Genomic DNA, 12,159 nt, shown 5'->3' with positions numbered 1-12,159 from the left:
GAGCTGCTACCTCATGTCTGGCAATCCCCACAATAGGGAATGGTCGGATGCTTACGTTATACAAAACCAAATTTGGGTTTTTCTGCTGGTTTCTCTCGATAGGACAGATGATCCATGTTGGTTAACTCTGCCAATGAGTGCGGTTTATTGACGGTGATAGCTTTATCAATCGATGCCAAAAACGCGTTGGATTTTTCAACGGACAGTTCTTTGAATTTATACTCAGCTATCAATCGACCTTTACGCAGCAGCGCGGGGTCAATTTTCGAGATATCTGAGTTAAAGGTACAGATAAACTGACACTCCAACACATCCGACAGCATACCATCAGCAATGTTCAAAATCGCCGATACCACATCGGTATTGGCGTTATCAATGCTACGCTCGGCAATGTAGTTTTCACAGTCTTCAAGCACTAATACCGAGTTTTTGTTATCCACCAATAGTGACATAAATTCAGGGTTGGTCAAATACCCAATCATGGTAGTGGGCACAAAGATGAATTTTTTATTAGGCACTTGGCTGGTTAGCCATTTGATATAGTTAGTTTTACCTGAACCCGCCACGCCATGCAACAGTACCACGCCTTTACCATCATGATTGAGTGATTCTTTGATATGCTGATGCACGGGCAGAAAATCCTCGTGATACATGGTATCTAAATTGATGGGAAATGGCTTGATACGATGGGTTTTAAATACAAAACCATGGACTTCTTTAAGTAAAATAGATACTTTAGCCTCTTGCGACACATACTTTTGCAAGTACTCATCAAACACGTTTTTGACACTCGCCGCCGAATGCGGATTGGTCGAAATATAGTAAATACTGACGACTTTTAGCAGACCTGATTCAAAGATATATTCGTCATAGTCATTGGACAAATCTTCGTTGGTGAGCATGAACACTTCATATTTGGGATGAAAATAACAAGCTTCACGCTCATACAAGGTATTATTTTTATGCGAATAGGCGACGGTGGTAAAATCGGTACAACGCTCAAAATCTTTAAGCTGTTCTTTGCGAATCACCATATCATGGTTGCCAACATGTACCCCAGGGAAAATATCATCGAGTAGCGACTCAAAAGGGTTATATTTGCTAGCGTATTGGATGTTATCTTCAATGAGTTGAACGCTATAGGGCGGCTCAGAGGAGGCGCTAAGCAGCTTTCGCGGCTGATAATAGGGCGATTGTAAAATTTTCATAGGAATATAGGCTTATAAAAGGCAGTAGAAAAATTAACATAGTTAGCAATAAACAAGCTAACTATAGAGATGGGGCAGTTAATACTAGATGCAAGCTAAAAAGTAGCTAGTTGGCAATTAGTTAAAAAATTTTTAGCAACACAGTGAGCAGCATACTGGCTAACAGTAAGGCAGTAAGCAATGGTGAGATAAGATAGACAGGAATTTTAGGCATAAAAAAACCTGCAAGAGGCAGGTTAATTTAACTAATACCGATTTGAGTGGTGGGGCTGAAGAGACTCGAACTCTTACACCTCGCGGCGCTGGAACCTAAATCCAGTGCGTCTACCAATTTCGCCACAGCCCCATGAGTTGCCTCAAAGTGTTGACTCAATATTTGTATCAGTGTCTTTGTGGTTGGCTATTATATAGAAAATTTTCGCTTTGGCAAGGGGTTTTTTAAAAAAAACGCATTTTTTTATTGGTTAAGTAAAATTTTTAGCGCATTGATAATATCTGCCAAGTTACTAATACGGTTTTCCACGCGTTTTGCCAGCAGCTTGTCAATAAAAGGCTGGCAAGCTTGGCAAGCAAATTCTGATAACTGATGATTTGGGCATAAAAAAGGCACGGGCTGTTGGCGATGCGCGATTGCCCAACCAGGATAATCATCTGCCATAAAAGGCAGACATCCCATCAATAATTCGTACCATATCACCCCCAAACTATAGTAGTCGCTAAACTTGTCAACAGTCTGTCCTGTGAATTGCTCAGGACTCATATAGGCAGGCGTACCAGCGGTGTAAGTTTTGCAGTTCAGTGAGGCATTTTTCCCCATAGCATCGCCAAGACCAATATCACTAAAACTAAAATCACTCAGACCAAAATCAATTAACACCACTTCAAGATTGGGTTTTACAATAAAGTTGGCGGGTTTGAGATCCAAATGCATCAGCCCAAATTGATGCAAACGGTTGACCACTTGGCAACTATGTAAAAAAATGGTCATTTTTTGCGGAAGATTAAGTATTGGCAATTTAGCATGCGCATACAGCAAGGATTTTAACGTCTCGCCTGGATGATACGACATGACTAGACACGGACTAACAGATTGCTGCGGCTGCTGTTGGTCAAAGATGAGGGTATCAGGTAGAAGGTTTGAAGCATACAGCGTGGGAATACCGCTTGTATGATGGGTGCTGTCAATCGCTAGGCTTTGGCAATGATGAAGGGCGTTAATTTCCTGCTCAAAATGGGCGAGATTGGTTGCATTAAAGTGAGGTAGTAATTGTTTAACGACAACGGCAGTAGGCGGGGAGTGAGTTGAATGCCATACCCCGTACCAAAGCTCGGTATGGTTGAGTGGATTTGAAGCTGATAGTGGCTGTAAGTCAGTAACGAGCGACTGACAGCCATTTTTTATGATAACCAGTACTTTGTGAGTTGACCTTGTCTCAATCATGATGGCTTAACGAGTCTACCTTCAATCAACTGCTGGTATTTTCGGGTCACGGTATTGCGCCCCCAACCCAGTAGGTCAGCCGCTTGTCCTTTATGTTGAGCAGTATGGGCAAGTGCCACTTCAAGCAAACATTTCTCAAACATCGGATAAGCGGTTTGCAATATGTCATACTGTCCTTCAGCCAATGCTTGTTGTGCCCAAACTTGCAGCGGCGTGATCCAATCTGCGGTCGCGCCAGTTTGTGAGGCGTGCAAGGTCGGTACGACCGTCGTAGCGGATAAAGGCGTTGGCAGCTCACTCGAATGGACATTCAGATTAGCACTAGCACTGGGGCTGTTACTCGGAGCTGGCAAAGATGACGGATGTTCGCTAGCAGGTGCCTCAAACTGAGTGTCAGGCTGATAGTTATGTGTCGTATGTGTATTGGGCTCACGCGTAGTTATAGGCGTACTATCTTGCGATTCAAACGCTTGTAAAATCTCGGGTGGCAAATCACTGGGCTGAATGGTTTGCCCTGTTGTCATCACACTGAGCCAGCGGCAGGTATTTTCAAGTTGACGCACGTTACCTTGCCAATGATAGCTTTGCAAAATATGCATGGCAGACGGCGTGATGGTTTTGGTGGGGGTATGCATACTTTTGGCGATATTTTGCATAAAAAAATCGATTAACAGCGGAATGTCTTCGCGGCGCTCACGTAGGGAAGGTAGCGCCAGTCGAATGACATTGAGCCGATAAAACAAATCTTCACGAAACTTGCCTTGCTGCACAAGGGTTTCTAAGTTTTGATGGGTCGCTGCGATAATACGTACATCGACTTTAATGGGTTTGAGACCACCGACACGGTAAAACTCACCATTTGCCAAGACGCGCAGCAAACGCGTCTGGGTCGGTAAAGGCATATCGCCGATTTCATCCAAAAATAAAGTGCCGCCATGCGCCTGCTCAAAACGCCCTTGGCGCGTGGTAGTCGCACCCGTAAATGCGCCTTTTTCATGACCAAATAGTTCAGCTTCAATCAAATCATGCGGAATCGCCGCCATATTGAGGGCGATAAATGGTTTGGATTTGCGTGGCGAATGTTCGTGTAAGGCACTGGCAATCAGCTCTTTACCCGTACCCGATTCGCCTGTGATGAGTACTGTCATCGGCATATGCGACAAGCGACCAATCGCACGAAATACTTTTTGCATGGCAATCGATTGCCCGATGATGCCCGATGGGTTGGTGGGGGCTTTTTCTGGCGCGACTGCTACTTTTTGCGCTGGCGGCTGCTGTGCATCACGAATCAGAGAGTCGTTGTAGTTCTCAGACTTACTGCGCTTTTGTGTTTGGTTTGACTGGCTTTGCAGGCAAGCTTTTTTCACCATGGCAATGGCATCATCCAACTCAAACGGCTTGGGTAAGTAATCAAATGCGCCTGATTGATAGCTATCCACCGCAGACTGCACATCGGCATGCGCGGTCATGATGATGACAGGAATTTGTGCAAAGGCTTGTTTGATTTTACTGCTAAAATCCAAGCCGTTCATCATGGGCATTCGAATATCGGTGACGATAACGCTTGGTAAGGAGGCACTATTGTCACTCTTCGGTTGGCTGTCTTGCCCGCTATCTTGTAGCAGCCGCCACGCCGATTGCGCATTGCCAAAGGTTTGCACTTGAAACCCACTATCTGTCAGTGTATCTTCTAAAATCATGCGTAGCGCTTGGTCGTCATCGATGACCCAAACAATAGGCTCGGTGGTTGGCGTTTTATTATTGGTATAAGTCATATAAAAACCCTATATGGGAAACTGTATTGGTTTAAACATTATTGATTGGAAAATTCATAGCCGATCAGTCATGATGCTGTGGTGTATCAGGGTTAAACTATCAATTGGTCATTTGGTTATTTGCCGAATTTGCCAAGGTAAAAAAATCGTAAATAGGGTTTCACCTGGCTGAGAGGTCACACTGATTTGCCCTTGATGGCGCTGAATAATGTCATGAGCAAGTGCCAGCCCCAAACCCGTACCATTGGCGCGTCCTGTGACCAAAGGATAAAAAATTTGCGGTAACAACTCACTATCAATGCCCAAGCCATTATCAATAAAATCAACCCGCAATACGCTTTTATGTCGTATATCGCCAATGGTTTGTTGGTGCTGAATACGGGTCTTTACCGTGATGCTAGGCGACACAATGTCGTTTTCATTGAGCGCTTGTATCGCATTATTGACGATATTCATAAATACTTGTACGAGCTGGTCTTTATCAGCGGTGATTTCTGGTAACGATAAATCAAAGTCTCTGACTAGACTAATATTGGGGTTTTGTATCTCTGCCAACGTTAGCACATGCTGCAGGGGCTCATGCACGTTGATCACTTGCCAGTTGGGCAAATTTGGCGCGCCCAGCAATTGGGTCACCAAGTTATTGAGTCGTCTGGTCTCATCCATGATGATACTGAGATAATTGGCGACCTTTTGCGCCTGGGTGTCGTTAATATAGCGCACAATCCCATCAGATTTCATGATTTGATTAAAATTCTTCTCAAGCAGTTGGCTTGCCCCAAGGATGCCGGCTAAAGGGTTTTTGACTTCGTGTGCCATACTGCGAATCATTTGACGGGTTATCAAATGTTGGTGATTTTGATACTGTTCTTGTTGAATACGACTTTCGCGATCTTTTGCCCAAATTTCAATTAAATAGAAAAAACCCGCCTCGGTTTCTAACGGGGAAACCCCATAATCGACCAATAATGGTGCACCAATCCCTTGGGTGCTTAGCCCCAAAATGGTGCAATCATGATGGATGAAGGCTTGGTACATTTTTTTGGTATGTTCAAATTGGTTTTGCAACGCCAATTTGATTTGTGCTTTGGTTTTTTTATGGGTTATCGGGTCATCATCCGTATGCGATTGCTCTGGTGCTTGTGTTAGTAATTTTTCATAGTTTGCGGGGGTTAAAATATCGATAACATTTTTATGAAGTAAATGGTGCTGACTAACTGACAAAATCTGCTCAGCCGTCGCATTGATATAGACGCACTCATAGTTGCTGTCAGCGACAATTAATCCCGATAATAGGTTGTTGAACATATCATCAAACAGGGTCTGGTTGGATTCAAGACTATTTAAAAAAGTAGGATGGGTCATTGGATAACTACCACAAATTTGAGCAATGGTTAAAGTGCAATTTAAATGCCAACAACTTATTGGACAATATTTGGATCATTGTCACAACAGATAAATAATAGAATGATGGGCAGCAAATCAGTCATTGAATATAAAAAAATCACTCATTTATAGCAAAGTGTTGATTGTAGTATGATATATTTTGAACCAAAATAGTGCAAAATTTAAAACGTAATTGCTAAAAAAAGACATATAAAAAAAGGGCATAAAATCTATGCCCTTTGATGTACTGTAGCTATAAAAATTTAGAACCATTGGTAGGTTAGTGAGACGAATGAATTAATGCCTTTTTGGCGGTAGCCATAAACGGTCTCATAATCTTTATCTGTGAGATTATTAAGACGACTGCTAATGGTTAGGTTGGGACTGACATAATAATTCCCAGTCAGGTTCAACAAGGTGTAGCTGTCTAGAGTTTGTGAATTGTTGGCATCACGATAACGCTCTCCGACGTATTGTAGCTCCGTTCGAATGTCATATTTTGGCTGTTGATAGCCTAGGTAAACAATACCTTTGTTTTTGGGTTGATAAATTAATTCTTTGCCCGTTTTTTTATCTTCAGTATCTAGATAATCATAACCTAGACCAAATAAAGTATTATTTAACTGCCAGTCACTGGTTAACGAAATACCGTTAATATCCGCTTTATCTATATTTTGCATTTGACCTGCATAAGTAAGTGGGTCGGTGGTTACCCAAGCTAATTTATCGGTAAATTTAGATTGGTAGGCTGTTACGCGTGTGTGTTGATGATGATTGCTGTTTTCAATAAAGATTTCTGCATTTTTGCTGGTTTCAGGTTTTAAGTTGGGATTTTCTGAGCCTGGCCAATACAAATCGTTGAATGTGGGGGCACGAAAATTGGTTGCGTATGATGCACCAATGCGAGTGTTGGGGCTAAGACGATACGCACCGCCCACATTGTAGGTGGTCTTGCTATCAAATTGTGAGTTATCATCGTGACGCACATTTAATTGCACATCATATTTATCTTGAGCGAGCTGATATCCCAAAAACTCACTGTTGATAGTGCGGTGAGTCACGTCATAATCATTAGAGCTATCAACTTCTTGTTTTAAATTCTCATAACCACCGATAAGCTTACCGAGTGGCAACTGATAGCCAAGCTGTATGGTTACTTGTTTCTGAGTCGTATTGATTACATCGTCTAGGCGACCTGTTTGCCAATCTGCACCATCATACGTGGTAGATTTATCATAACTTTGACCATATTTAATATTTGCAGACAGTTTATCTTGTTGATAATCGGCAAAAGCTGAGACAGCCGCGTTTTTTTGGTCAGCATACGCGTTTGGCACTTCTGAACCACTATCAATATCTGTAGTGGATTTTGCAAATAATCCTGTTGCTCCAATTTCAACATTGTCATTGACTTTATGCTTGGCGACCAAACTTGCGTTTTTGGACTCAAAACCGTCTTTGTCAGCATGATGTATGCCGAACTGAGCGTAAGGTTTCGTCGCGTCAATGCCATTGGTCTTTTCATAACCCGTAGAAAGGCTTAAAGTCGTTGCAGAATTAACCAGTTGTCCTGTAATTTGCCCTTTATAGCTGTTTTCTGTGCCGCCGCCAACAGTCAATGCGACATTAGACTGTTGGGCGTTTTGACCTTTAGTAAAGACTTGAATCACGCCGCCCATCGCATCTGAGCCATAAAGACTTGAGCCAGAAGCACCATAAACTATTTCTATTCTATCGATTTGGTCGACTGGTAACAGCGATAATGCTGCTCCACCTGCGGTTGCAGAGCTGTAACGAATCCCATCGATTAATACTAAGACTTGACTATTGGAGTAACCACGCAATCTGACACCACTGCTCGCACCATCCCCACCATTTTGAGTAACATATATGCCACCTTGTCCACGAAGTACATCTATCACGCTTTGACCGCGATAACGTTGCAATTGTTCTTCATCAATCACAGTGGTTTGGGCGATGGTATTCTTGACAAGCGTCGGCGTTTTGGTTGCCGTGGTGGTAAAAGTAAGGCTCGGCAAAGTCGTTTCAGCTTCGCCAATAGCAGCTTCGCTAGTCGCTGCATGAGCGCTAACACCAGTCATGGACATGCCAATAATCACCAAGACGCTTTGCGTGATTGGATGGATATTAAAAAATGGCCTTTTGATAAAACGTAGTGATGTCTGACAGGTATGACGCATAACTTGACCCAAAAAAATAGTTTAAAGACACATTGTAGAAAAATATCGTTACATAAGCTATTACTTTCGCTTGGTCATTGCTCATTAAAGCTTGAGAATTTTTCAATAAAAAACCCCTTTAGTAACTAAAGGGGTTTTAATACAAGCCTTTATATCAACAATTAGCTTGCTTGCTGCTGTAATTTTTTAGCTTTTTGGTAGCATTCATTGATGTGATTTTCAGCAATTTTTTTAAACATCAAATAACCGATGGTACCCGCCACTAATTGACCACCAAACGGTACAAATTTGGTGACTTGCTTGGCGATAATACGGCTACCAAAGCCTTGGAAAGTTTTTTTGGCGATACTGCGTGTCACCACTAGTCCTGCAAAATCCACCGCTTTATCTTTTAGTTGGTTGATTTGCGCGCCGTTGTTCAAATCTACCGCTGCTTGGGCGGGTTCAATTAAACCAAATTTAGCGGAGATTTCAGGTAGCAATTTTGATAATAGACCTGCGTCAACCGCAACGTCTAGCAACGGCACTGGGACAACTGCTGCTACGGCAGACATTTTAGCTTTACTTTTAATCATCGCCTCGCATTCGCGTTTGATTTTTTCTAAGTCAAGTTTTGGGTCAATGGTTTTGGTCAAATTTTCTGCTGACATAATTTTTCCTTCTAAAAAATTTCAATTATCAATAGTAAAGGTAGTATTGCAAAACGCTTGCAACAAGAGATGATTATTCATTAATGGTCATTGATACTGTTTCATTAATGGTAAGTGAGGACTCTTTGGTTTGATTATAACTGAGTGTAAACGTATCAATAAGCATCTTTTTGCAAAAAAATGCTAATGGTTTGTAGTGGCATTATTACGATATGCAAAACGCACAAATAGCTACGGAAGCTGATGAGATGTTTTTCACCGTTTCGCTGTTGTAATTTTGCCTATTCAGTCTCATTATGCTAGTTTGTTCTCTCTACTTTATTTGACAACCATGATAAATTTATGTTGACTGTGACTCCCCGTTTTAGTGCGACCCATATTGACGAGATTCCCCGCGATTTACAGCCCTTGGCGCAGACATCGATGACATTAGCACGTATTTTGGCTGGGCGAGGCGTGCAAGATGTGGCTAATTTAGACACCGCCTTTAATAAGATGTTACCTGCAAATTCGCTTACAGGCATTACCAAGGCAGTGGCGCTGCTTGACAAGGCGATTGATACGCAGCAAAAAATACTGATTGTGGGTGATTTTGACTGCGATGGCGCGACTAGCACGGCACTGATGGTAAGGGTGTTACGTGAAATGGGTGCGCAGGTTGATTTCTTGGTGCCCGATCGTTTTAAGTACGGTTATGGACTGACGCCAGAAATTGTTGCGCTAGGTATTGAAACCTATCATCCTGATGTCATTGTCACGGTTGATAATGGTATCTCTAGCCATGCGGGGGTCGAACTTGCCAAAGCCGAAGGGCTAACGGTGATTATTACCGATCACCACTTGACGACGCAGGCGACACCAAACGCCGATGCCGTGGTCAATCCCAATCAGCTGGGCTGTGATTTTGCTAGTAAATCATTGGTAGGGGTTGGGGTGGCATTTTATGTGCTAGGCAATCTTGCCAAAGTCAGACGCCAAGCCAACAAATCCACCACCCAAGTGAGTCGCTATATTGATTTGGTGGCACTCGGCACGGTGGCGGATGTGGGCGTATTAGACCAAAATAATCGTATTTTGGTGCACCAAGGTATCCAAGCCATCAAGCAAGGTCGTTGCTGTGAGGGTATTTTGGCATTGTTGGAGCAGGCGAGTCGGCAGGTAGCCGACATCACGGCTCAAGATTTTGGTTTTATTTTAGGACCCCGCATCAACGCCGCAGGTCGTATGGATAGTATGCGAATTGGCATTGACTGCTTACTCACCGATGATTGGGGGGAGGCACAGCGGCTTGCGCATCAGCTTGATAAACTCAATCAAGAGCGCCGCCAAGTCGAGCAGGGCATGCGACAACAAGCCGATAGTGTATTAAGGACGCTTGATAATCCATCTGAGCAAAGTGCTATAAATCAAGTAACGCAGCGCAAACGCAGTATTATTTTGTATCAAGATGAGTGGCATCAAGGGGTGATCGGTATCGTCGCAGGCAGATTAAAAGAAAGCTACCATGTGCCCGCTATCGTGTTTGCCCCTGCTGATACAGCATTGATTGAAGATGACGATGCTATCAAAGGTTCCGCACGCTCTATTGAAGGCATTCATATCCGTGATGCCATTGAATCAGTCGCGCAAACCTACCCCGAACTCATTAGCCACTTTGGTGGGCATGCGATGGCGGCAGGCCTGACAATCAAACGGAAAAACTTTGAGCCATTTTGTAAAGCGTTTGATGAGGTAATTGCAGCGGTGGCTGATGAGGTATTTGCAGAGACGTTATATAGCGATGGCGAATTGACAGCCGGTGAATTCACGGTTGATTTTATAGATAGCTTGCAGACGTTGGCTATTTGGGGACATGGGTTTGTGGCACCGATATTTGATGGGGTGTTTGTGGTGCAAGATTATCGGGTGTTAAAAGAGCGTCATTTAAAATTATGGTTGTCGTATCCCGATGTGCCTTTTACTATCGAAGCGATTTGGTTTAATGTTGACTTTGACGCGATAGCTTTGTCTGCTATCAATCGCAGTGTGTCAAAAGTGCATTTACTCTATGAGCTTGAGAAAAATTTATTTAATGGACAAACTAAATTGCAGCTAAGGGTAAAAAAGGGTGTACTCCTCTAGACAAGCGTTTTTGCTGATTCATACACAATCTGATAACCATAACACCCAATAAAGATGATAAACGACATAAAATGACATGTTAATATAATTTATCACCTATATTGCGCTAAATTTTGATAAATTATGCAGGTATCAAGGTGTTAATTTTTTAAAGCTTGATAAAGCTTTGGCGCTTAGCTGGCTATTATTTATTATTAACCGCTTGCCTTTTAACTATCTGTCTTTTACCTGCGTATGGAGAATTGCCATGAGTAAATCGCTTGCCAACAATGCAACCGCAACGACGGCTCGGCAATGGCAAATCCTGTCACAGCTGGATCGCAAACGTTGGCTCGGTACCACCCATATCAAAGAACAGCTTGATTTGATGGGTTTTGATATCAGTTTGCGAACCATTCAGCGAGATTTAAACGCTTTGGCAACGCGTTTTCCGATTGAAAAAAACAACACCAATCCACAAGGTTGGCGCTGGCGTGAAGATGCACCGATGCAAAGCTTGCCGCACATGAATTTGTCGCAAGCAGTGGCGTTTAGTATGATGCGCCATAATTTGACCCAGCTATTACCCCCGGCTATTTTGGATGAATTGATTCCTTGGTTTGACCTAGCGAATCGGCAACTCAAAGAAAGCAAAGTGGCAAATACTTGGCTTGATAGAGTGCGTATCCTGTCCGCCAATCAACCGCTCATCCCGCCATCGGTCAATCCAGCCGCCAAAGACGCTGTCTATGACGCATTGTTTCAAAATAAAAAACTCATCGCCTGTTATAAAGCGCGCGGGCGAGAGGAAGCGCAAAAATACACCTTAAATCCGCTAGCCATTGTGCAGCGTGGTGTGGTGATTTACTTGATTGCCTCGCGAACCGACAGAGCCTCTGACGATGTGCGCCAATTTGCTTTGCACCGTTTTGAGAGTGCGGAAGTGAGCGCAAGCGACGCGCAAACCCCGAAAGATTTTAATTTAGACAATTACATCAATACAGGCGCGATGGGGTTTAATTATCCGTTGTTCCAAAAACTCATGCCTGAAAGCGAAAAAAACAACCACGAGCCGCCCATACAGCAAGTGCGTTTATTGTTTCATCCGTTATCGGGGGCAAGTTTACTTGAAAGCCCCTTATCAACCGACCAGCAAAGCTGGGAAGATGACGAAGGATTGCATATCACAGCCACAGTAAACATGACCTCTCAGCTAGTATGGTGGCTACGTGGTTTTGGTAAAGGACTGCGAAAAATCGAGCCTGAGATTTTATCAATCGCCGTCTTTGAAACCCAAACTCCAAACCAACAAGCGCCTAATCAACAACCCACCATCCAAACAATAAACGAATAACTAACAAACGCCCAAACAAGCTAACTACTTTTTCCAATTTTTCG

General features: G+C 43.1%; 8 protein-coding genes and 1 tRNA gene. 2 read left to right on the top strand and 7 right to left on the bottom strand.

Annotated features, from left to right (window positions below):
- Window positions 1–56: 56 nt before the first annotated feature.
- From RTL34_RS05230 to RTL34_RS05200, 7 genes are all read right to left on the bottom strand, one after another.
- Window positions 57–1,208, bottom strand: a complete 1,152-nt coding sequence (locus RTL34_RS05230) for an AAA family ATPase (protein ID WP_312115159.1) — start codon at window positions 1,206–1,208, stop codon at window positions 57–59.
- Window positions 1,209–1,469: 261 nt separating this feature from the next.
- Window positions 1,470–1,554, bottom strand: a tRNA-Leu gene (locus tag RTL34_RS05225).
- A 111-nt stretch (window positions 1,555–1,665) separates the two neighbouring features.
- Window positions 1,666–2,649 (bottom strand): serine/threonine-protein kinase, encoded by a 984-nt coding sequence (locus RTL34_RS05220; RefSeq protein WP_312115157.1) that lies wholly within the window; start codon window positions 2,647–2,649, stop codon window positions 1,666–1,668.
- A complete protein-coding gene (locus RTL34_RS05215; protein ID WP_312115155.1) occupies window positions 2,646–4,424 on the bottom strand; it encodes a sigma 54-interacting transcriptional regulator in 1,779 nt (592 codons plus the stop codon). The genes RTL34_RS05220 and RTL34_RS05215 overlap by 4 nt, the downstream gene beginning before the upstream one ends.
- Window positions 4,425–4,532: 108 nt before the next feature.
- Complete coding sequence (locus RTL34_RS05210; protein ID WP_312115153.1) at window positions 4,533–5,789, bottom strand: two-component system sensor histidine kinase NtrB; 1,257 nt, start codon at window positions 5,787–5,789, stop codon at window positions 4,533–4,535.
- Window positions 5,790–6,073: 284 nt separating this feature from the next.
- Window positions 6,074–7,912: a TonB-dependent receptor domain-containing protein gene (locus RTL34_RS05205; protein WP_312115151.1), complete on the bottom strand. Its 1,839-nt coding sequence runs from the start codon at window positions 7,910–7,912 to the stop codon at window positions 6,074–6,076.
- Window positions 7,913–8,172: 260 nt separating this feature from the next.
- Complete coding sequence (locus tag RTL34_RS05200) at window positions 8,173–8,661, bottom strand: hypothetical protein (RefSeq protein WP_312115148.1); 489 nt, start codon at window positions 8,659–8,661, stop codon at window positions 8,173–8,175.
- Between the two features lie 342 nt (window positions 8,662–9,003).
- Here RTL34_RS05200 and recJ point away from each other — a divergent pair, with 342 nt between their 5' ends.
- Entirely contained in the window at window positions 9,004–10,782 is a 1,779-nt protein-coding gene (gene recJ / locus RTL34_RS05195) for a single-stranded-DNA-specific exonuclease RecJ (RefSeq protein WP_312115146.1), read from the top strand.
- Window positions 10,783–11,029: 247 nt separating this feature from the next.
- A complete protein-coding gene (locus RTL34_RS05190; protein ID WP_188874982.1) occupies window positions 11,030–12,115 on the top strand; it encodes a helix-turn-helix transcriptional regulator in 1,086 nt (361 codons plus the stop codon).
- Window positions 12,116–12,159: the final 44 nt, after the last annotated feature.

Source organism: Moraxella sp. CTOTU47915 (assembly GCF_031986685.1).
Classification (GTDB): Bacteria; Pseudomonadota; Gammaproteobacteria; order Pseudomonadales; family Moraxellaceae; genus Faucicola; species Faucicola tetraodonis.
This window is presented reverse-complemented; position numbering and strand designations above follow the sequence as displayed.